This is a genomic window from Spirosoma aerolatum, assembly GCF_002056795.1.
Lineage (GTDB): Bacteria > Bacteroidota > Bacteroidia > Cytophagales > Spirosomataceae > Spirosoma > Spirosoma aerolatum.
On record NZ_CP020104.1, the window covers coordinates 4,826,196 to 4,848,413 of the forward strand.

22 protein-coding genes are annotated in these 22,218 nt (G+C 47.9%); 9 read left to right on the plus strand and 13 right to left on the minus strand.

Annotation, left to right across the window (positions count from 1 at the left end; translation table 11 throughout):
* Positions 1-4 precede the first annotated feature (4 nt).
* Together B5M13_RS20060 and B5M13_RS20065 are read right to left on the minus strand one after the other, a co-directional pair.
* Complete coding sequence (locus B5M13_RS20060) at positions 5-2,245, minus strand: peptidase domain-containing ABC transporter (RefSeq protein ID WP_394334321.1); 2,241 nt, start codon at positions 2,243-2,245, stop codon at positions 5-7.
* A 298-nt stretch (positions 2,246-2,543) separates the two neighbouring features.
* Positions 2,544-3,281 carry a class I SAM-dependent methyltransferase gene (locus B5M13_RS20065; RefSeq protein ID WP_080057356.1) on the minus strand — a complete coding sequence of 246 codons (738 nt, stop codon included), beginning with the start codon at positions 3,279-3,281 and terminating at the stop codon, positions 2,544-2,546.
* Between the two features lie 167 nt (positions 3,282-3,448).
* Here B5M13_RS20065 and B5M13_RS20070 point away from each other — a divergent pair, with 167 nt between their 5' ends.
* Positions 3,449-3,838, plus strand: a complete 390-nt coding sequence (locus B5M13_RS20070; RefSeq protein WP_080057357.1) for a c-type cytochrome — start codon at positions 3,449-3,451, stop codon at positions 3,836-3,838.
* A gap of 88 nt (positions 3,839-3,926) precedes the next feature.
* On the opposite strand, the gene rlmB is transcribed toward B5M13_RS20070, so the two are convergent.
* A complete protein-coding gene (gene rlmB, locus B5M13_RS20075) occupies positions 3,927-4,721 on the minus strand; it encodes a 23S rRNA (guanosine(2251)-2'-O)-methyltransferase RlmB (protein ID WP_080057358.1) in 795 nt (264 codons plus the stop codon).
* Positions 4,722-4,804: 83 nt separating this feature from the next.
* Positions 4,805-6,244 carry a GWxTD domain-containing protein gene (locus tag B5M13_RS20080; protein ID WP_080057359.1) on the minus strand — a complete coding sequence of 480 codons (1,440 nt, stop codon included), beginning with the start codon at positions 6,242-6,244 and terminating at the stop codon, positions 4,805-4,807.
* A gap of 229 nt (positions 6,245-6,473) precedes the next feature.
* Here B5M13_RS20080 and B5M13_RS20085 point away from each other — a divergent pair, with 229 nt between their 5' ends.
* The gene (locus B5M13_RS20085) at positions 6,474-7,241 is read left to right on the plus strand and encodes a class I SAM-dependent methyltransferase (RefSeq protein WP_080057360.1); all 768 of its coding nucleotides are present in this window, start codon (positions 6,474-6,476) and stop codon (positions 7,239-7,241) included.
* A gap of 4 nt (positions 7,242-7,245) precedes the next feature.
* Here B5M13_RS20085 and B5M13_RS20090 read toward each other — a convergent pair whose 3' ends face one another.
* Both B5M13_RS20090 and B5M13_RS20095 read right to left on the minus strand, forming a co-directional pair.
* Positions 7,246-8,586: a DUF4249 domain-containing protein gene (locus B5M13_RS20090; protein WP_080057361.1), complete on the minus strand. Its 1,341-nt coding sequence runs from the start codon at positions 8,584-8,586 to the stop codon at positions 7,246-7,248.
* Positions 8,587-8,691: 105 nt separating this feature from the next.
* Positions 8,692-9,645 carry a threonine ammonia-lyase gene (locus B5M13_RS20095; RefSeq protein ID WP_080057362.1) on the minus strand — a complete coding sequence of 318 codons (954 nt, stop codon included), beginning with the start codon at positions 9,643-9,645 and terminating at the stop codon, positions 8,692-8,694.
* A 201-nt stretch (positions 9,646-9,846) separates the two neighbouring features.
* Here B5M13_RS20095 and B5M13_RS20100 point away from each other — a divergent pair, with 201 nt between their 5' ends.
* Positions 9,847-10,740 (plus strand): sterol desaturase family protein, encoded by an 894-nt coding sequence (locus B5M13_RS20100; RefSeq protein WP_080057363.1) that lies wholly within the window; start codon positions 9,847-9,849, stop codon positions 10,738-10,740.
* Positions 10,741-10,957: 217 nt separating this feature from the next.
* The gene (locus B5M13_RS20105) at positions 10,958-11,257 is read left to right on the plus strand and encodes a YXWGXW repeat-containing protein (RefSeq protein WP_080057364.1); all 300 of its coding nucleotides are present in this window, start codon (positions 10,958-10,960) and stop codon (positions 11,255-11,257) included.
* Positions 11,258-11,344: 87 nt separating this feature from the next.
* Here the strand turns inward: B5M13_RS20105 and B5M13_RS20110 are convergent, their stop codons facing one another.
* Positions 11,345-12,667 (minus strand): TolC family protein, encoded by a 1,323-nt coding sequence (locus B5M13_RS20110; RefSeq protein ID WP_080057365.1) that lies wholly within the window; start codon positions 12,665-12,667, stop codon positions 11,345-11,347.
* A gap of 210 nt (positions 12,668-12,877) precedes the next feature.
* On the opposite strand from B5M13_RS20110, the gene B5M13_RS20115 reads away from it, so the two are divergent.
* Both B5M13_RS20115 and B5M13_RS20120 read left to right on the plus strand, forming a co-directional pair.
* Positions 12,878-13,579, plus strand: a complete 702-nt coding sequence (locus B5M13_RS20115) for a hypothetical protein (protein ID WP_080057366.1) — start codon at positions 12,878-12,880, stop codon at positions 13,577-13,579.
* A complete protein-coding gene (locus B5M13_RS20120; RefSeq protein WP_080057367.1) occupies positions 13,576-14,319 on the plus strand; it encodes a potassium channel family protein in 744 nt (247 codons plus the stop codon). Before B5M13_RS20115 ends, B5M13_RS20120 begins: the two co-directional genes overlap by 4 nt.
* A gap of 15 nt (positions 14,320-14,334) precedes the next feature.
* Here B5M13_RS20120 and B5M13_RS20125 read toward each other — a convergent pair whose 3' ends face one another.
* Both B5M13_RS20125 and B5M13_RS20130 read right to left on the minus strand, forming a co-directional pair.
* Positions 14,335-15,300, minus strand: coding sequence for a polysaccharide deacetylase family protein (locus B5M13_RS20125; protein ID WP_080057368.1), 966 nt, complete (start codon positions 15,298-15,300; stop codon positions 14,335-14,337).
* On the minus strand, positions 15,300-15,599 hold the full coding sequence (locus tag B5M13_RS20130; RefSeq protein WP_080057369.1) for a GNAT family N-acetyltransferase: 300 nt from the start codon (positions 15,597-15,599) through the stop codon (positions 15,300-15,302). The genes B5M13_RS20125 and B5M13_RS20130 overlap by 1 nt, the downstream gene beginning before the upstream one ends.
* A 174-nt stretch (positions 15,600-15,773) precedes the next feature.
* On the opposite strand from B5M13_RS20130, the gene B5M13_RS20135 reads away from it, so the two are divergent.
* Positions 15,774-16,733 carry a helix-turn-helix transcriptional regulator gene (locus B5M13_RS20135; RefSeq protein ID WP_080057370.1) on the plus strand — a complete coding sequence of 320 codons (960 nt, stop codon included), beginning with the start codon at positions 15,774-15,776 and terminating at the stop codon, positions 16,731-16,733.
* A gap of 183 nt (positions 16,734-16,916) precedes the next feature.
* Entirely contained in the window at positions 16,917-17,348 is a 432-nt protein-coding gene (locus tag B5M13_RS20140) for an SRPBCC family protein (RefSeq protein ID WP_080057371.1), read from the plus strand.
* 32 nt (positions 17,349-17,380) lie between these two features.
* Here B5M13_RS20140 and B5M13_RS20145 read toward each other — a convergent pair whose 3' ends face one another.
* The 4 genes from B5M13_RS20145 to B5M13_RS20160 form a co-directional block, all read right to left on the minus strand.
* Complete coding sequence (locus tag B5M13_RS20145; protein ID WP_080057372.1) at positions 17,381-17,770, minus strand: hypothetical protein; 390 nt, start codon at positions 17,768-17,770, stop codon at positions 17,381-17,383.
* Positions 17,771-17,774: 4 nt separating this feature from the next.
* Positions 17,775-19,196 (minus strand): vanadium-dependent haloperoxidase, encoded by a 1,422-nt coding sequence (locus B5M13_RS20150; protein WP_080057373.1) that lies wholly within the window; start codon positions 19,194-19,196, stop codon positions 17,775-17,777.
* Between the two features lie 352 nt (positions 19,197-19,548).
* Positions 19,549-20,088 carry a hypothetical protein gene (locus B5M13_RS20155; RefSeq protein ID WP_080057374.1) on the minus strand — a complete coding sequence of 180 codons (540 nt, stop codon included), beginning with the start codon at positions 20,086-20,088 and terminating at the stop codon, positions 19,549-19,551.
* Between the two features lie 223 nt (positions 20,089-20,311).
* Positions 20,312-21,520, minus strand: coding sequence for an acyl-CoA dehydrogenase family protein (locus B5M13_RS20160; RefSeq protein WP_080057375.1), 1,209 nt, complete (start codon positions 21,518-21,520; stop codon positions 20,312-20,314).
* A gap of 125 nt (positions 21,521-21,645) precedes the next feature.
* Here B5M13_RS20160 and B5M13_RS20165 point away from each other — a divergent pair, with 125 nt between their 5' ends.
* Complete coding sequence (locus B5M13_RS20165; protein ID WP_080057376.1) at positions 21,646-22,194, plus strand: P-loop NTPase family protein; 549 nt, start codon at positions 21,646-21,648, stop codon at positions 22,192-22,194.
* Positions 22,195-22,218 lie beyond the last annotated feature (24 nt).

The window sequence follows — 22,218 nt, forward strand, 5'->3', positions numbered from 1 at the left end:
GTGTTTAAGAACCCAGTTCTAGCTGATTCCGAACAAGTTGGTAATACAACCCGTAGCGTTGTGTCAATTCAATATGATTGCCGACTTCGGCAATCTGTCCTTTATCCATAACCACAATCTGATCGGCGTTTTTTACTGTGCTGAGCCGGTGAGCCACCACCACAACGGTTCGCTGATAGCCATTGGGGTTCCGATAAAACGATTCCAGATTTTTCAGGATCACACTTTCATTCGTCGAATCAAGGGCATTGGTAGCCTCGTCCAGAAATAAGTAATCGGGGTTTTTATAAATAGCCCTGGCCATCAGAATACGCTGGCGCTGCCCCTGACTGATTCCGTTTCCATCGGCTCCGATCATGGTATTAAATTTTAGCGGAAGCCCCTGAATGAACGGGTAAATGTTGGCCATCTGCACCGCATAAAGCAACCGTTGCGAATCGGGCGTTTCGTCGCATAAAGTAATGTTGTTGGCAATTGTGTCCGAAAAAATAAACCCATCCTGTAACACCGTACCGCATCGCGCACGCCAGGCACGATGTGGCACACTCGATAGATTAGTCACAAATTGAATACCAACGCCTTCGGGCTGGGGGCTGTTCAGCAGAATCTCGCCTTCGGTTGGCTCATAAAACCGAAGCAGGAGTTTCAGCAGCGTTGTTTTGCCGCTCCCGCTGGTGCCCACAATAGCCGTTACTTTACCCGACGGGATGTGCAGGTTGATGTTTTTCAGTACGGGCGTATTACCCGCCCCCGGATACGTAAAGCCAACCTGTTGAAGCCAGATGTCGGCCTCCTGCGGAATAGCATTGATTTGAACGCCCCCACCCGCTCCGGTACGGTACGATTCTTCTTCGCGTTGCTCATGAATTTCGTTTAATCGTTCGAGGCTAATCTGCGCATCCTGATAATGTTGTAAAAATCCGATCAGTTGCTCAACCGGACTGTTCAACTGACCAATAATGTACTGCAAGGCCAGCATACCGCCCAGGGTCATTTGTCCATTTACGACGGCGGTAGCCGCCAGAAATGTGATCACAATATTTTTGCCTTCGTTAATGAACAACGCCCCTGCCTGCTGGTATTGCTCGATGGACAGACCAGACAGGCTCAGTTTAAATTGTTTTACCTGTAGGTTTTCCCACTCCCAGCGTTTAAACTGCTCGGCATTGTTCAGCTTGATTTCCGAAACGCCCTGCACTAACTGAATCAGCCTACTTTGATTTTGCGAGGCCAGCGCAAAGCGTTTAAAATCCAGTTGTTTGCGGTAGCGTAGAAAAAAAATGATCCAGCCAACATACAGCAGATTCGCCCCGGCAAATATGGCAAACACAACCGGGCTGTAAAGAAGAGCGGCTATACCGAAAATCAGCAAATTGAACAGCGAAAATAAAGTAGCCAACGAAGTGCCGGTCAGAAACTGTTCGATGCGCCCGTGGTCTTCAATTCGTTGCAGAATGTCGCCGATAAGTTTGGTGTCAAAAAACGAAACCGGGAGTTTGAGTAGCTTAATCAGAAAATCGGACAGAATACTGAGATTGATGCGGGTACTTATGTGGAGCAACATCCGATTTCGTATAAACTCAATGGCCATCCGACCAATAAAAAGGGCCAGTTGCGCGGTCAGGACGAGGTAAATAAAATTAAGATTATGCGTCTGGATACCCGTATCGACAACCGACTGCGCCAGAATCGGCATGACCAGTTGTAAGATCGAACTGACGGCCAGCCCCAGGCCTAACTGAATCAGCAACTGTTTATACGACCACAGATACCGAAATAATCGGCTAAAACCGACCCGTTTTGAGCTTATCTCAGGGCTTTCGTAGAAGTTTGGGGTTGGTTCGAGCAACAGAGCAACCCCCACCCGCTGACTATTGGTCATGGTGGAGGCCCATTGGCTTTCAAACTCTTCGCGGCTGAAAGTCAATAATCCCGAAGCCGGATCGGCAACATACACTTTGGTAGCCGACCGAAGGGGGAACTTACGGGGTTTGATGGCGTACACGACCACAAAATGGTTTTGCCCCCAATGGACAATGCAGGGTAGCGGGGCCTCGGTCGCCAGCCTGTCAAACGCTATACGAATGGATACGGTCCGCATTCCGATTTGTTCAGCCGCCTGCGCAATACCCAGTAAGGAGACGCCTTCTTTACCGATCTCTACTTTTTCCCGCAAAAAAGGCATGGCAAACGAACGCCCATAGTATTTGGCCACCATCCGCAGGCAGGTAGGCCCGCAATCCATTGAGTCGGGTTGCGTAAAATGAGGAAAGCGCTGCACTGAAGTTACGTAATCGAATGAACTGGCGATAAACGTACCTTAGACGTAGAATTTTAAGAAAGCAACATGATCGACGAAAATCCGTCAATTATTCTCCGTGGGCTTAGCTTAGAAGTTAATTGCGTTAGAGCGGGCAGATTTGAGAATCTGCACGCCCTCTACCTGGACAAAACGCTCTAAACTGACTACCACAAACAACTTCTTAGCAGTGAAGCAGTTTAAACGTTCCTGCTAAGGCCAGAAATTGGGGCTAGTCTACCAATCAGACCTTCCCTACCCGAAGGAAAATCGGAAACCGGACCTCCCGTTCCTCGTTTCCCCAAGTTTGTTTCAATTGCTCTCCTAAATCGGTAACCGGGTCTGCTTCGTTTTCGTGTATATATTGTCGAACTGCCGACCACGTTCGCAGATAATTCAGAAACCGCTCTAACGACCAGGTTCGGGTTGCTGTAAACCGTTCCCTTTGAGCATCTGCAAAGGGGAACGGTAAACTCTCGTAGGCATGATCAATGTGCTTGCGCTGAGGGTCCCAGTAAGGGCCTATCCGGTTCCGGTAGAAATCAATCAGAATTGGGGCCAGGTCGGGGCCAGGTTGTACCAGCCCATACCCCCATTCCGCAATAACACCACCGGGTTTAGCTACACGCCGAACCTCCTGATGAAACGCCTGGATGTCGAACCAGTGAATCGCCTGTGCGACTGTGATTAAGTCAAACGTATGATCCGCAAAGGGTGTATGCTCAGCCGTTGAGAGTTGATAGCGAATGGTTGGTTTCTGCACCGCTTCGGCCAGTTGCTTTTCGCTCATATCGGTGGCTTCAACTTGCGTAAATAGATCGGCCAACGTGCCCGCTACTTGCCCATTTCCGGTTGCACAATCCCAGGCTATATGACGGTTATTAACAAATTGGAGTATAAATTCATACAAATCGGTGGGGTAATCGATTCGGTATTGGGCGTACAGATCGGCGTGGCCAGAGAAACGGTCGAGCGGTTGCATACATTTTATTTTGGCAAATATTAAACGTTTTGCCAGAATAATAGTCTAAGACTTATAGGAAAAACCGTAGCCAAAATTGGGTTATCATTCGAAACCATCTATTTTTGCGCGACTGACCTTGTAACGTAATAAAATTCGTTTTTTCCATTTATCGCTTACCGATTCTTATGAAAAAATTCTTTGGCCTTCTTATCGCTTCGGCTTCGCTGGCCGTAGCCTCCTTCGATGCTAACGCTCAGGCGCCAGCCGATATTCCGGCAGATATGAACGCCCTGATGACCAAATACACCTGTATTGCCTGTCACCGCCCCAACCAAAAACTGGTCGGTCCAGCCTATGCCGATGTAGCAAAGAAGAACTATTCGAACGAGGAAATTGTGAAGCTGATTTATAACCCTGTTCCATCGCACTGGCCAGGTTATCCGCCAATGGCTCCGATGACACAGGTACCGAAGGAAGACGCCATGAAACTGGCCGTCTGGATTAATTCGCTCGATGGTGGCTCGAAAACCACAACCAAGAAAACCACGACTAAAAAGACGACTAAAAAGTCTTAATCGTGCCCCAGTCAATTCGTTCATAAAAAAGGCGTTCCATTTATTTGGAACGCCTTTTTTATAAATAAGACTTTACCTAATTCGATTATTAAACCGATACCTGCAAACTCCGCTGACGCACGGCTTCGTATAAGATTACCCCTGTAGCCACTGACACATTGAGCGACCCAACGGCACCAAGGAGTGGAATCTTCACATGAGCGTCGGCCATTCGAAGTAGTTCGGGCGATATACCATCTTCTTCCGAACCCATGATTACGGCAATCGGACCGGTCAGATCGGTAGTGCGCTCGTACAAATCGCGGCTCGACTTTTCAGTACAGGCGACTACCGTGATACCGCTTTCCTGAAGGTATTTTACCGTTTCGGTCAACTCGGGCTCCCGGCATACCGAAATATGGTTCAAGGCACCCGATGAGGTTTTCATAGCATCGGAATTAATCGCTGCCGCACCACGACCCGGAATAACAATGCACTGCACCCCGGTACACTCAGCCGTACGGGCAATAGCTCCGAAATTTCGTACATCGGTAATTCGATCCAGCAATAAGATAAACGGCTGTTCACCCCGTTCATAGACATCCGCAATCACGTTCGACAGCTTAACATACTGAACCTGAGCGACCAGGCATATTACGCCCTGATGGTTCTTGCGGGTCATTCGATCCAGCTTTTCGACCGGTACGCGTTGAATAGTTACCCGATTCTGAAAAGCCAGGTTTTGGATGTCAGGATTGCTCAGCCCCTTTTCCATGTAGAGTTTATCAATCTGCTGATCGGAACGTAATGTTTCGATAACTGACTGAATACCAAATACCATTTCGTCGGGCTGTGGACGAAATTGAGGACAAGGACGAAAATTACGCTTGAATTGCTGGGGCATTATTTCAATATATGATGTATGATACAAGATATATGATGAAGGCTGATACACATATATACATCATACACCCTATATCATACACTTTAATCACGGATGGTGCCGGTTCGCCATGCTTCAACAATCGGATACCAAATTGGCTGATATTCGATATAGCGCACCAACTCATAATGATCTTCTACGAACTGGTTAGGCTTTTTGGTGAACGTAAAATTCACCTCCGAAACATTAGCCCGGCGATTATAAACCCATACTTCCCGCTCCCGGTTCCGTTGTACCCGATCGGGCGGCCCCAGTACGATGTAAATCATACCTTTATCGGTCTTCCAGCCTTCCTTATAGGTGGTAAACAGGCGATTCGCTTCTTCCACCCGGTCGAAATAAGCTTTTAATGTCCGTTTGGCCACCTCTTCATTGCCTGCCATCAGGCTCAACCAATATTTATCAAATGCCTTTTTAGTATCCTGCGCCTGATTCAATTCACTGATTTCGGTGCTGGTACTCATATAAAGTACAGGCTTGATCAGTTTTTCGGGACGGGTCAGTTTCGGGAAGCGTTTGTCAGCAACTACCAGCCCGATTCCAGAGGCATCCGTAGTATCTTCCACAAAGTAATACAGGCCTTCACGCGGTAACACAAATGGCTGATTCGTAGTGATCGTCAGCGTTGAATCGACGTCCAGCGATTTGGCTGTCGGCTTGGGCGATGTGTTCATGGGCGACGAAGCGGCATCAAAATCATGTCGGTACCGAACGCCATATAGCGGCTTATTGGTCCCGTTAACATCCCGAAGAATGATGGTGTCGCCTACATTGGCAAAATTCCGCAACTGGGGTTGAACGCCCTGCTTATCGAAGAGGGTGACCCGATCACTCAGTTTGGTTCCGGTAAACCGTAACGACAGGTCATTACGAGCCTTCGTACCGTTCATCGTTTCGGTAATTTCCGTCAATAAGACAGCATTGGCCACGCCTTTCGGCCGTTTTACGTCAAAGGTCAACGTCAGGTGATCAGAAGCGGCCCCCACGTTCTGTGTCGATAATGGCACTGTTGAATAGCCCAATCGCTCACGGTTGTTGTAGTCGGGATACATAACGTAAGCGATCTGAAAATGCTCAACAAAATCGCTGGGTTTCTGAACAGCATCTCCCATTGGGGTTTTGGCCGTGAGATCCATGTACACCCGTACTGTCGACGAGTCGATAAATAGAAACTTACCCTTGATGGAAGTCACTACCCATTCCCCGCCTTTCATCGACATAGCGGGGCCCGTACCAATGGCCGAACCATCGGCAGCCTTCACCGGAGCCGGTGTTTGTACTGTTGCCGGACGCGAATCGGCTGGTTGAGCCGTTCCATCAACCCGTTGCGATTCGCCAACACGAACCGTCGGTTTGCTGGGTTGATTTCGCTGTGCTTCGGTGCGGGCATCGTAGGCCGCATTAACACGTGCCTGTTCCTTCTTTTTGTTGCTGACACAGCCAGACAACAAACCAAGTAAAAGTAAAAAAGACAGAATTCGCATAAACAAACGTGGATGTCGGACCAACCAGTCAGACGAATATGGTCAATGTTTTGTTCCGCAAATGCGTTCCAGATTTATGTCTGGGATTTCAGTTTACTAATAACGAAAAAACAGGGTTGTTCGACTTATATACCCTATCATTTTTCTTTCGGTTTACAAAAGAGTAATTTTGTCGATTCAATTGCAATAGCCGCCGGGTACAGGTTCAGGCCCGCGTCCCTTTTAGATCATGTACAAAACTACAGAAATAACCTCCGCCGAAATAGCCTCCGATAATCCCGTTCATCAGCGCTTACTGTTTCCGTATGTTGAAGCAGCTCAGATGGTCAGCGGTAATGTACTCGAAATCGGTTGCGGCTGGGGCCGGGGACTCGAATTGCTCACCAAAGCGGCCAATCATTATACGGGTATTGATAAGAATCAGGAACTGATCAACGCCCTACAAGCCGAATATCCTCAATCGACATTTATTTCGGCAAACATTCCTCCATTGCGTACCCTCGCAGATAATACGTTCGATTACATTGTAACGTTTCAGGTGATCGAACATATTGAGAACGATGATTTGTTTGTGAAAGAAGCCTATCGCGTACTGAAACCCGGCGGCAAACTGCTCCTCACAACGGTCAACAAAAGTTTCTCACTCACCCGCAACCCCTGGCACGTACGGGAATATTACGCCGATGGCCTGAAAGCGTTAATCACTAAATACTTCCCTACGATCGAGACGAAGGGCATACATGGTAACAATAAGGTGATGACCTACTATGAACAAAATAAAGAGTCGGTTAAAAAACTGACCCGATTCGATATTTTTAATTTGCAATACCGGCTTCCTCGCCGACTCCTGCAAGTCCCTTACGATCTGATGAATCGTCTGAACCGAAATCGACTCCTCCAGGCCGATGGCCTAGCTGCTCAAATAAATTACACCGATTATCAGGTAAGTCAGGACCCGGCCGGAAGTCTTGATTTCTTTTACATCGCTACCAAATAATGGCCTAATCCCGCCAGCCTTCCGGTTTAAAAGGGGTTTGATGATCGGTTTGTAAACAAGGCGCCAGTGGGGGCCGATCGGCATTAGGCCAAAGCCGAACTTTGGCTTTATCCCGATCTTTCAGGTACGGTGGCGATGGCTCAGGATTAGGCTGACGACCATTAATGGCGAAAAAAAGGCCATCGCCAGTAGGTGTGTATGCCCCAGGGCGTCGAGTGGTATCAAAAGGAGCTGTTGCGCCGTAAGCCAGTACGCCCTGCGTATCTTTTCGATCCAGCCAGTAATGAACCAGTGAAACTGCCGACGCCGAGAAATACCCAACAACGCCCACTTGTGGACGGCCTACCTGATGAATATTACCCACCAAAGCCGTTGGGGGTGTGTCGGCCAGCCCGCCCGTGTGCTGAGTCTGTTCCTGGAAGCGTTTATAATATTGGTAGGCATCCGCAGTTAATGAATATTGGCGGATATCGACCAGACCGGGCGCATAATCATAAAAAGGCACCTGAGCTACCCGCTGCTGACTGATCAGGGCCCCATTACTAAATTTATCATCGAGCACAACGATGTCGTAACCATAGATGATTTGCCAGCAAGGTGTACGACATCCGTAATCATAAATCCAGTCTTCGTTCGGCACTTCCGGGGCCTCTTCACCCGCCTTTCCGACTTGGGGGCTAAAACAATCTTCATACAACTCGGTACCTGTTACAAAGTAGTCGCGATCTTTATACACGTTTGGTAGCACTTTGTAAACGGCATAAACCCCCTGCCGACAGCTATGACACCAATTTTGGCGCTCCCATAGTTTCCACTCCCAGCGGTAATAGTTATGCTCATTGACGGGATCCTGGGTATCGATAACGATGTCGTGTGCTGCCGTATAGCCCTTTAGCTGGGTTGACGATAAACTGTTCGGGTTGAAGGCCACATGTACACCCGCAATGGGTGCGACGGCCGACATTATCTGTTGAGTGGACCGATACTGGCTTCCGTCCGTAAGGGTGAACTGGAGTTGGTAGGCATGGCCAATCTGCCCTTTAAAATCACTGGGTAGCTGATAAGTACCATCAATCGTTTCATGGCATTCGATGGTTTGAATCGAGTCGACTACCACGGATACTGTGGCATGGGTCACTGGAACGGTACTGTATTGGCCAGTTAGCCGATCAGCTTGCGCTCGCTTCAATGTAATTATCTGCGGTTCGGCCCGATTAGTAATTGTTCCATCGACGATCAGGATGGTCGCCGTACCGTATTGAGCTAGTTCCTCCGGGTAAATACAGGCGAAAGGTAAAATCAAGGCAAAGCTATAAACCAATAAAAAGCGAAACGTTGAGCGCATGGCTGGAGGTTAATCCATTCTAAAACTACGCTGAACTTGTATTCTACTTTTAGAATCAATCCAATATGTTCAACTTTTCATGAAAACAACAAAATGCACTGCCAGTCAAAACGGTAATTTCCCTAAATCGACATTGCCCCCTGTTATAATAATGCCAATTTTTTGCCCCGAAAACTGGTCTTTGTGTTTCAGTACAGCAGCTAACGGTACTGCACTTGATGGCTCGATTACAATTTTCATCCGTTCCCAAACCAATCGCATAGCGGCACTAATTTCGGCATCCGAAACGGTCAAAATATCCGCAACGTGCGCCCGAATAATGGCCAGGGTTCGTTCGCTCAATGTAGTCATCAGGCCATCGGCAATCGTATTGATATACGGTGCTTTTTCAATCCGGCCGCTTCTGAACGACACTATGGCATCGGCCGCGCCTTCGGGCTCTCCGGCAATAACCCGTGTAGTAGGCGACAGATAATAGGTTGCCAGGGCCGTACCACTTAACAAACCTCCCCCACCAACGGGAGCCAGAATGGTATCAAAGGACACGCTTTGGCGGTCAGCCGCATCTTCGATCAGTTCTTTTGCGACAGTGGCTTGCCCGGCAATAACCCGATCATCATCGAAGGGGTGAACCAGTACGGCTCCGGTTCGTTCCATCACCTCCCGCACACCTGCCTCCCGGGCATCGAGCGTTGGTTCGCATTCAATCACTTCGGCACCATACCCCAGCACAGCCTCTTTTTTGACCTTTGGGGCCGTTCGGGGCATGACGATATAAGCCGGAAGTCCAACCTGTCGAGCGGCAAACGCTACCGCCTGGGCATGGTTACCCGATGAATGCGTTGTGATCGCTTTCCCTTCCTGGTGTTGAACCACCTGCAATATGGCATTCAGGCCACCCCGCGCTTTAAACGCCCCTATCTTCTGAAAATTCTCGCACTTAAAAAACAGATTGGCTCCTGCCTGCTCATTGATAGTTTGATTAGTCAATACGGGAGTGCGGTGAATATAAGGCCGGATACGGTCGTGAGCCTCAAGGATGGTATCGAATGAAATCATGGATGATGAAAGCTACTAAAGCGTCCAAATTACGAAGAAAATAGGGTAATCGTGTTGAATGGTTTTCTGTTTACTGCTCACGGAAAGTTAACGAGCCTATAAGCCCTATATCAGTCTACCGTAAACGGAAATCGCAAACTACATCCTGTTAGTTGACAAGCACACGTTAAGGCTGTAACTTGCATGAAAGTAAGATTAAATATGAGAGATTTAATTCAACTTGCCATTCCAGGATTCGTGATTCTGCTAGTTGCTGAGATAATTGTGACGGTCAAACAGCAGAAAGATTATTACGTTACCAAGGATACGGCCAGCAGTTTGTCGATGGGAATCGGAAATGTCATCATCAGTGCGTTAATTGGCAAAGCTCTGGTGTTTGGCGCGTTTACGCTAGTCTATCAATTTCGGCTGTTTACGATAGACATGACCAACTGGTGGGCCTGGGCGATTTTGTTCTTTGCCGAAGATTTCAGCTACTACTGGTTCCATCGAATCAGCCATAGTAGCCGATATTTCTGGGCATCGCACGTTGTGCATCACTCTTCCATGAAATATAATCTGGGCACAGCACTTCGCCAAACCTGGACAGGCAATCTGTCAGGTGCTTTCGTTTTCTGGCTGTGGTTACCTCTGATTGGCTTTCCGCCCATTGCGATCATGACTATGCAGTCGATTAGTTTGCTGTATCAGTTCTGGATTCATACCGAACTCATCAATAAGTTTCCAGCCCCGATTGAAGCTATTTTCAATACGCCTTCGCATCATCGCGTACACCACGGTTCCGATCTGGATTATCTCGATAAAAACCATGCGGGTATTCTCATCATTTGGGATCGGCTGTTTGGTACTTTTCAGGAGGAGCGTCATCGTCCTACCTACGGGCTGACCACAAATATTGATACCCATAATCCGGTCAGAATTGCATTTCATGAGTGGGTATCAATCGGACAGGATCTACGTCGGTCCCACTCGGTCGGGGATGCGTTAGGCTATCTTTTCGGCCCTCCCGGCTGGAGTCACGATGGTTCACGAAAAACAACGAAGCAATTACGGGCACAACAAAACGCTGTTGTTGAGTCGAAGGTTGAAGCCTAACATTTTTGATTAAAAAATTAAGGTTAGTGGACGCAATTCTAGATTATGCGTTCACTAACCTTAATTTTTTAATGACACGTCCCAAACCCTTTTAAACCTGTCTGGTGTTAGTTACTCTAATGAACAAAACAGAGTAAATAACCTGTTGACGTCAGCCTGAATGAAAACTCGTACGCTGATGCATTTAGGCTTAAGTCGACCTTAACTTACGTTCGTTATGAAAATCGCCTTAAAAAGTCTGCTGTTTACTGCCCTGTTCATGAGCACAATAGCGTATGCGAATGCTCAGATTTATGTTCGTCACCGACCTGCAGCTCCCCGTGTCGTCATCGCTCGTCCACCTGCCCCTTCGCCCCGGCACATCTGGGTTCGGAATAATTGGGCTCCGTATGGGCAGGGGTATCGCTGGCAGGGCGGTTATTGGGTAGCTCCCCCTCGCCCACGAGCCATATGGGTGCCCGGTCACTGGTCGCTCCGTCGTCGTGGATACGTCTGGATGCCAGGTTACTGGCGGTAAAACGAAGCTAGTCAGGGATGGTTACGTGTTGTAGTATATGTCTGTGTCAAGACGTAACCATTCCTGACTACTTTTGACAATTTCCCGCTAGAAGAATTTCGTATTGGTTACGTAATTGACCAACTGCTGCGACTGAAAGAGGTTGTTCATCAGGTCAATGTTATTGAGTTGAGCCTGCTGGTATGTCTTTATTTTATCCAGATAATCGAGCAGGCCAATCATACGTGCATTATACGCTTTTGTGGCTTCAATCGAAATATTCCGAATCCGGTCCAGATAGCCGTCGGGCCGTTCGTTAAGTTGGGCGTAATAGGTATTTAGCTTGTCGTAGGCATTCAGAACATCGCTTTGAACCACTACCTGCTGATTATCTAACCCACTCGTTACCGCCTTCAGATTCGTTTCGGCCGACCGGATTGCTCCCTGATTCCGATTGTGAACGGGCAAATCCATCGATGCCTGAAAACCCAGAAAATTCACATAGGCATTCCCGTATTTCTCAAACAGCAAACCTGTTGTCAGATCGGGGGTGCGTCGTGCTTTTTCCAAAGTCAGGCTACGCTGAGCATTGTTGATCTGCTCCTGCGAAATAGCAATATCGGGCCGATGAGCCTGAGCAGAATCTAGCGCTGTTGCCAGGGGTGGAGCCGTACTCTGGAGAGCCGGCAATTCGGTAGGCAAAATGAACGTTTGGGCGGGCTGACGCAGCAACACCCGTAATGTAGCCTGCTCATCGGCAATCTGAGTGCGGTAGTTGGCCTCGTTCGCCTGAAGGTCACGAAGAGCTACTTCCAACCGGGTAACTTCGTAAGGAGCCACCCCACCCGACTGGAGGGCAATCCGATACGATTCGAGCAGCCGTTGTTGTCGCGCAAGTTCGTCTTCAAACACACGTAATGCCTGCAAATCATAATACAGGTTGGCGTAGGTCGAGTATAGCTGATAATGCAATGTCCGCATCAGGTCGCGAAAGGCCAGTTGAGCCAGCGATTTATTACTTTCGGCCAAAGCGACTAGTTTGCTACGCTTGCCTGCCAGTTGAATAACCTGTTGCAATTGTACGGCATAGTACCCACTGTTGTAAATCCCGGCGTCGATATCGGCCTGCGACGGACGGCCAAACGGAAGGACTTTATGCGTTTGCGGGTTGTACAGGTTACCCTGAAACCACAGATTCGGGTTTGGCCGCAAGCCAGCCTGGGTAATAGCAGCATCGGCCATATCGATCTGGTAACGTTGAGCGAGTAGCTGAAAATTTCGTTCCAGAAACAACTGTTCAAGCTGGGGTAAACTTTGTCGAATTGTATCGGCTGGTATTGCGGCTGTTTGGGCGAGCAACGGTGAATCTACGCCCAGCCCCAGCAGGAAAGCACTAAGAAAGCAGGCGTAATAGAATCGAAAACGGAACATACTCAAGATAGCGGATTAATTTTACCCGACTGATTAGGGTAGCAAATACCGCTCTGGCCGTTAAGGAGTTGTTAAAGCCTTATTAATTCTCCCTTAAAAAGAAAGTCTGATCTCAATAGTTATTTTTCCTTACTATTGCCTCACCCACAATGGAAGCAATAACCGATAATCTCTGTAACCACAACCGCCGTTTTTAGGTTAGTATCGATTATGGTCGCAGTTCTACTTGTAGCCTGTTCATTATGTCTTCCTCCGACCGATTCATCGGCAACGGCGGATACGTTACAGCCACGACGGCCGCGTATCCGCCCAGCCTTCAATGTCGACTTTCGCGATTCGTTTCTGGAAAAACAGCACGTCAATGTCTGGGGGGTTAATGCGGGTATCGAGTATGGAAAGAAACGCCACCAAATCACGCTGGGATATTACTGGATCAGCTATGCCTCTTACCTGAGCCTGATCGACTGGCGACGGAATGCCGCCCGACGCATTAATCTGGCTTATTATACCCGCACGGATATGTGGTTTATAAGCATGATGTACTGGTTCAATATCACCAAAAATCAGCAATGGACCGTCAGTATTCCCATTGAATTGGGCGGGGGCGTGGCCTACGCGCTTCCGCTCGATCTGACGAAAGAAACCCCTATTGACCGAACCAAACGGGATTTTCTGGTTCCGCTCCAGGCGGGTGTGTATGGGCAATGGAAAGCCACACGCTGGTTTGGTCTGAGCGCACAGATTGGCTACCGGGTTTCGGTCTTTCAGACGGCTATCAACCAGAATTTCAACGGGAGTTATTACAGCCTAGGGCTCAATATTTACCCAGCTATTGCAACGGATATTTGGCGGTGGATCAGGAAGAAAGAGCGAATTTCGCCTTTTCATCCCCCATTGCCGCCAAAATCATGAAAGAGGCTTCCAAACCGCCTTTGTCGAAAGTACGCCTGCATCAGATCATCATGCTGGTGCTATCGGTATATGTTGTCTTAGCCCTACTCGTTCGGGAATTGATTCCGATACGCAAAACTACCGGAGAATTACTCGATCAGATTGATACGGGCATCTGTCTGTACTTTTTATACGACTTTTTTTTACGGCTCTATCTGGCCCCCAACAAATGGGAATTTTTGCGCTGGGGCTGGATCGATTTGCTGTCAAGTATTCCAGCTTTCGATTGGGGTCGGCTGGGCCAGTTAGTGCGTATCATTCGAATTCTGCGGATGGTTCGGGCTTTTCGTTCCATTCGGGGCTTTCTAAATTACTTTTTCCGGGACCGTGCCAATGGAACCCTGGCCGTAGTATTGCTCAGTTCCTTATTACTTATGATCTTCGGGGCCATCGCCATTCTGTACGTCGAACGGGTTCCCGATGCCAATATCAAAACCCCATCCGATGCCTTGTGGTGGGCGTTCGTTTCGATTACCACCGTTGGCTACGGCGACCGATTTCCCATTACCAGCGCCGGTCGACTGATCGCGGCTGTTCTAATGATTGCGGGTGTTGGTCTCTTCGGTACGTTTACGGGTTATGTTGCTAATTTCTTTGTCGGAAATGAGCAGGAACAAACCGACAATGACATTCAAAAGCTGATCAGCGAGGTCCGACAATTACGAGAGAAAATAGAAGAGATGGAAAAGCGAATGCCATAAGCAGATGCCAGCCCTTTATTTCTCCTTCGCCACGCTGGCGGGCAAGTCATACAGCAGCCAGCTCTTGTTCTCAATAGAAGCCGATTTTTTTCGGATTAGCGTAATAAAATCGGTGATACCAAGTGGTTCGTTGCCATTCGCGTGTATGAGAACCAGGCTCCCTTGTTTGGGTTGCTGATTTTTAGCCAGCCAGGCGTCGCTGCCAATGGGTAATAGACCAAACGCAAGAATTCGATCAAAAACGGCTTTATCAGATACAAGCCCCGGAAACCGAAAGAAGATGGAAGGCGTCAACCCGTTCTGCAACATGGCCTGCTCATTCAACAGCACTTCTGCATTGAGATCGGTTGATGCTTCAAGCAGGAAATTGGCTTGAAGGGGTAAGCGCGGATTATACCGATGATGGTACGAATGGTTGACCCAGGTAATGGCCAGTTCACCCCGACTCACCAGACCTTTCAGATAAGCTAAATCCTGCTGGTGATTCGCCATCCAGAGTCCGGTAATGGTAATCGTAATGGGGATGGGCTTTTCTTCCGGCTCAAATGCCTGGATGAGTTGTTCAAAAACCGAGCGGGTCAACGGTTTGGTCGATGGGCACAGGTCGATGGTAAGGCTAAACCCCCGTTCGGTTGTGTCGGTTCGTTCAATACCGGCATCCTGCAAGTTTATATCCCGCTTCTGCTCCATCTGCATCGCTTTGCCATAAGCGGTCTGGCTTACCTGCTGCATAACCGACAACCAGGGCAATTCTCGAACTCCATCAGGCAATAGCGCCACGACCGATGTTTGGAGCGTCTGCGGATTGAGGACCAGATAACGGGTTTGGGAATCCTGTTTCCAAACCCGAAGCACGACCTGCTCCGGCTTACGGGTAGTAAGTCCTACCAATATACGATAGCCTGTAAGCTGGCCAAACGCAGACCAACTTACAGAAACGAGTAAAACCCCAGTCAATACCAGGCAACGTGTCGGAATCATTAAAAGCCGGTACCCGTAAAAGAGGTTGATACGACTCGGTTCCAATCGGGATGGCGTTTCAGGTACGCGCTCACAAATGGGCAGAGCGGTACAATTTTCAGGTCATGCTGTTCAATGTATTCGAAAACACCCTCTACTAATTTTGAACCAATCCCATGCCCTTCCAGACTAGGATCGACCTCGGTATGGACGAGCGCCAATGTTTCACCATCTACTTTCTGGTATTCTACTATAGATAGCTTACCATCCGTTTCCAGTTCGAAACGATGGCGATGGGTATTGTTGTGGATGCTATTCATGCAATTGGGTTCTGTTATATAGTTGTTTATCTGGAGCGTGCAGACTTGATTGCCCTACCTCCCGGTTTGTAGCTGCAAAAGAACCAAAAGAAACAATAGAATCCTCAGAATAGTCCGAAACACTATTTAACTCATCCGTCGTAATTTGCGCCAGTCATTCCAATTGTTGCTTTTATGAACCGCCTTGACCGCCTGACTGCCATTCTGATTCATCTACAAACCAAACGGGTTGTGCGTGCTCAGGAGCTTGCCGACCGCTTTGGCATTAGCCTCCGAACAGTGTATCGGGATGTACGATCGCTGGAAGAAGCAGGCGTTCCAATTGGGGCTGAAGCGGGTGTTGGCTATTTTCTGACCGATTACCACTTGCCGCCAGTAATGTTTACCAGTGCTGAAGCCAGCGCATTGCTTATGGGCAGTAAACTGATTGAAAAGTGGGCCGATGCCTCCGTCCGCACTGAGTTTGAATCGGCTTTGTACAAAATCAAATCCGTTCTGAAACGCACCGATCAGGAGCGACTGGACGATCTGGATGCGCATATCGCCGTAGCCAAACCAAGGCATCGCCAACCCTATTCGGATGGTTTATTGACCCATATTCAACATGCTATTGCGCAGAACAACGTGCTGTTGCTACGGTATCATTCGCAATACAACGATGCTGAAACGGAACGGGAAGTAGAACCTGTCGGACTTCATCATTACCGGATGAGCTGGCACCTGATCGCCTTTTGTCGAACCCGTCAGGACTATCGTGATTTCCGGGTCGATCGGATTCGCGAACTGACCAACACAGGCCAGCGATTCGCCCGACCTGAACGCTTGTCGTTGCAGGATTATCTTAATCGGATGGGTAAAGATTGGGAAATTTTTGAGGCTACAGTTGTCTTCCCAAAATCCATGATCCGCTTCATGCTGGAAGAACGGTACGCATACGGCTTTCAGCATGAAGAAGACCTTGGCGATCAGGTTCGTATGGTTTTTCAAACACCTTACCTGGAGGGATTGGCTCGCTGGCTACTCATGTATGGCAATGCGGTAACTATCGAACAGTCGGAATCGCTTCGGACACTGATTCAAAAACAGGTCGATGAACTCCAGGCGCATTATTCAGCCCATCCAGTTGTGGGGTAAATCGATGATCTTTCAGGCGAAACCCTGCTCTATCATTACCTGAAAAGCCCCCGAAAAGGTCAACAAACTTGTTCTATACCCCTTACCAATCCTGGCATTCAGCTAAAAAGCTTCACCCGAAACCTACTGACATAGGGTTGTCAGCCAGCCGATGCAACTTTGGCGTAAATCAATTGAAACGCCATGCGACAAGACCTAATCGTATCTAAATCCATCGACATTTACGCTAGCTCCGCCCGAGTTTGGGAAGTACTAACCAACCCAGCACTTATTCAGGAATACCTGTTCGGCACCCAAACAATTACCAGCTGGGCCATTGGCAGCGAGATTATTTTTCAGGGCGAATACGAAAATCAACACTATCGCGACAAGGGTATTATTCTGAAAAATGTACCCAACCAATTACTAAGTTATAGCTATTGGAGCGGTTTTTCGGGCCTGGACGATAAACCCGAGAACTACGCTACAGTCACCTACCAAATTGCTGAAAAAGGGGCAAACCTTGCTGAATTCACCTGGACTCAGCAAGGCTTTTCATCAGAAGCAGGCTACACCCATTCGCTCAATGGTATGGATGATTTCCTGAATCAGATCAAGGCAATTGCTGAGCGGTAATTTATAAGGTCATTGAGTGAAGAGGGCTTCACTCAATGACAAATCGTTTGTAAAACCTTTTCTACAGCATCGTCAAGTTGTTGACGTTCTTCCGGGTGTTGATAAGTCGCAGCATAGAGACTATCCATTGTTTTCGTGATTTTCTCAGCCAGTTGTCCCGTACGCAGTGTATAGTTTTCTTTGACTGAATCGATCTTGATACTTTGGGCAGACGTAAGTTGTATGTTGTGTTTTGCTAACGAATCCTCCATAAAACGAATATCGTTGGCCGCCTTAAATCGTTCATTTTTCAATTGGCGGGCCTCGCATTCCAATGTTGCCATGAGTTGGGCATCGCGATCTAGCTGCGATTGCTGGATTTTCTGGCAGTTGCCAACCGCGAAGCCTATAAGTACAAATCCAAGAGCCGTGTTCCTGTTCATTCTGTTATTTTATCATTTGTGGCCACTGAATCGATTTTATAACATTGTCGCCAATACCTCGTCCCATCAACAAGCCATTTTGATTGTCCATATCGTAGTGAATACCACCATATAGACGGGAATTAGCACATTCCAGAGCCATCGCCGTAAAATTGGTAAACTTCCTTGGCTGAAACCCATGCTGTACCTGCGAACGGTCGGTGAACGCATAGTTCCCGTCTCCATTCGTAAATAGCTTTATAAAGATTCGTTCACCCACACCGATTTCGGTGGCGTGTCCTGAGGTATAGGCCGGGAACGCTGGTGTACCGATTACAGTCTGAAAATTAGGATCAATGTACTTCTGGATGTATGAAACTGGCCGGATCAACGAGTAGTCGTATTTCGCTTTCCAACAGGCGATAAATGCATCGATCTCCGCAATACCTAACATAGCATAACCGACTACTGCTTTTTCAAGCGTAGCATTGGTTTCTTCCAGCAACTGCGTCATAATATTAAACGTGTGACCGGTAGGTGTACAGGTGGCAAACGGATCGTCGGCCCAGAACTTGGCGATATCAACCTGCTCAGCAGTATTGCCTTTAACCTGATTGTAAACGGCTAATGCCTGCTTATAGAAATTCGATGTTTTATCCGTTGAGAAGGCAATCGGTTTCGAAGGACTACCAAACGTCATGTTAGATGCAACGATGGGACGACATTTGTACCAATAAGGGCTTAACGGCGTCAGATTTTTGGCATCGGTTGGCACCCATTTATCCACACCGGTAACTGGGGTATACGGTTTTGAAAAAGGGTTCAGATAAGAGTCGTGCCCACCATCGGTCTTAGAATATTCGTAGATCGCCTGCGCTATAGCCTTCCCATGTTGCTCAGAAAGATCGGCGAGGGGCTTGTTAATCGTGGCCGTGAAATTGGCCAGATTTTGGGCTTCCAGATCGTTTATTTTTTTCAGGTTAGCTTCGCTTAAGTTCTTGCCGAACATATTCCGCATCATATCCGCGACTGCCGCATTGACCACAATCCCCCAATGGTACCGTATATAATCTGGTGATGCTTTGGGCATACTGGCAGGCACGAGTTGATTGATTTGTCCGGCAAGGGGGCTTGCATTCGGAATCCCACTATACACCGACTCGTAGGCTGCTATACCTACATACCCAAAGGCCCGCGAAGCCTGTGGCGGTAAAAAACCCGCCGTTTCTTTCACAATCCTACATTCGAGCGAAAACCACTCACGTAGAAAATCAGCGGAATAATTGGAAACCGTGTTCGGCTTAACTGGTTCTACATCAATGGTAGAGGTACATCCTGCTAGTAACAGCCCTAAAACCGCAACATAGAGGAAGTGAAGCCGAATTGCCCCTCTCAAATTCAACAAATTACTTAAATTCAGTTGTAGTATGTAATGCACTATTTTCATAATCAGTGAAAGTTATGGTGAAGTCACGGTGTATTTACTTTGGTACCAACTATGACGGTTAATACCATGTAAAGCCACCGCCAACAGATCAGATCCTACGGGACATTAATCCCCAACAAATGAATGACCCAGTGATACAGCTTAACTACCCCAGGCGAACGTAGAGCCTGTATGGTGGGGTTTACTCGAACAAATCGGGCCAGCACCAGCCCTATACCAGTAAGCCTTATCTATTTATTCGGTGTGCATTTTCTGGTAACAGGCGAATCGCTGATATACGCATAGTGTGGCAACCCCAGTCTTTCAGTCAACAACTGGAGACAGAGGATGGGCAACGCTGTACGTAAGCACTTTAGCACTCGGGAGGGGGTGAGTGAATAGGTAGGGACCGCGCCAGAAACACAAACGACAGATCAGGAATCCGAATGGTCTTTCGCCAATGAGGAGTAAGAAAATAAAAAACCACTCGTGGAGTGGGTGAATACTCTTTCAATAAGAACTTAAGAAAGCGATTAGCTTTTCGTTGTGATTCACTGGCTTCGCTAATATGATCATTCAGAAAAGAGAGTAAATCATGCTGCCAAACCGAATGGCTTTCCATTTCAAGGCCAGCAATATAAAGTATGGCCTCCCTGACTTCCATACTAACAACTGAGTAATAATGACCGCGATATGTAAAGCCATCAGATGTTGTATGAGCAATATCGTTGAGTTCAAATTTATTTTTTAGCGGAATTTGAAACTCGACAAGACTATCTACCGATCGGTATACTAAAAGGCGTTCCGATAAATCGTGTTCAGCCTGCCACCAGCTAGCTACCGCCACTAGCATATAAGCCAGCGTATGATATACAATCAATATAAAAAAGCCGATGGATAGAACTTTCTTCACGTAAAGAGGTTTGGCAACGCAACATCAACGTATGCCAAGCCATCTACAAAACTTATGCCAGTCTTCTAAGTCATCTTTTCTATTAAAATAGGCGGTATAGTGGCTATTTTGCCATGTCGACCCAGGCGATATTTCAGGCATACTTACTGGAGAAGCTTGAAATATCGCCTGGGTCGACATGACAAAATAGCGCGTTTTACGGTATTTAAGTTCGTTTATCTATCTATTTAAAGGCTGGTATTCCCGTGATTTCAGCTCCCAGAATCAGTAGTTGAATATCATGTGTACCTTCGTACGTACTAACCGATTCGAGGTTCATCAGATGCCGCATAATTGGGTATTCACCTGATATACCCATAGCGCCCAAAATCTGGCGAGCCTCGCGGGCCGTTTTTAAGGCCATTTCAACATTGTTACGCTTGGCCAGCGAAATCTGCGCTACCGTAGCCCGATCTTCATTTTTGAGCATCCCCAGCCGCCAGCAAAGTAGCTGAGCCTGCGTAATATCGGTCAGCATCTCGGCCAGTTTCTTCTGCACAAGCTGGAAACTGGCGATGGGTTTATTGAATTGAATCCGTTCGAGTGCATATCGCCTGGCTACCTCATAGCATTCCATAGCGGCTCCAACCGCGCCCCAGCAAATGCCATAACGAGCCTGTTCCAGACATTTCAAGGCACTTTTTAGCCCGTATGCTTCGGGCAGGATATTCTCTTTCGGCACCTGTACATCCCGAAACACCAGTTCTCCCGTACTGCTTGCCCTGAGCGACCATTTGTTTTTGATTTCGGCGGTTGTAAAGCCTTCCATACCTCGTTCCAGAATCAGGCCGCGAACTTTTCCCTGGTCGTTTCTGGCCCACACAATGGCAATATCAGCAATGTTGGCGTTGGTAATCCAGAGTTTAGAGCCGTTGAGCAGGTAGTAATCGCTGCGCTCGATAAAGTTCGATTCCATACCACCCGGATCTGAACCATGATTAGGCTCCGTAAGGCCAAAGCAACCGAGCATATCGCCCTTTGCCAGTTTAGGCAGGTATTTCTTCTTCTGTTTTTCCGAGCCAAACGTCAGAATAGGATACATAACCAGGGAGTTTTGAACGGATACACATGAACGCATACCCGAATCGCCCCGTTCAATTTCCTGCGTCATCAACCCATACGAAATCTGATCCAGTCCACCACCCCCATATTCGGTTGGGACGGTAGCTCCGAACACACCGATCTGACCAAACTTACGAACCAGCTGCTGGGGGAATTCGGCCCGTTGAGCGTACTCTTCCGCAATGGGTGTTATTTCGCGCTTCACAAAATCACGTACTGCCGACCGAACTAATTTATGTTCGGCCGTAAATAGATCGTCGAGGTTATAGAAATCGGGCGATTCGAACGTATCGACCTTGTTTCTGGGCGGAGTTATCGATTGGGATTGCATAGTGGGTTAACCGAAAAAAACGGGGCTTGTTGTAGGAATAGGGTATTTTTTGCCAATTTACGAGAAGAATTGCGTATCCGTTCGGGCAGGCATTTTCTGACTAACCGATAGGCCTTATTAATTCCATGAGAATCCACATTTTTGGCGCTTCCGGCTCGGGTGTTACTACGCTGGGCAACGCCTTATCCACCCAAACTGGAATACCTTATTTCGATACAGATGCGTATTACTGGATACCTTCAAACCCGCCCTATCTTTTCAGAAGAGATCCGACTGAACGTATTGCTTTACTGACCACCGACCTGAGCCATTCTGCAAACTGGATTGTAGGAGGATCACTCCTCAACTGGGGCGACCAATGGCTTTCTGCGTTCGATCTGGCCGTTTTCCTCTGGGTTCCTCCTTCCTTACGATTGGAACGCCTGCGCAAACGCGAGTTTGAGCGGTATGGCGATGTCATTTTTACAGACAAAGATCGCCATCAACAATACGAAGAATTCATTGACTGGGCATCGGGCTATGATACCAACGTAGCACATGGGCGGACATTACAGGCACACGAAAACTGGATGCAGAAACTTACCTGTCCACTCATCGAACTGCGGGGTAACCATACTGTTACCGAACGACTAGACATGGTTGCCCGCCAACTGGCCCTTCAGAACCATAGGTAAGAATCCTGATCTGTTCACTTTACT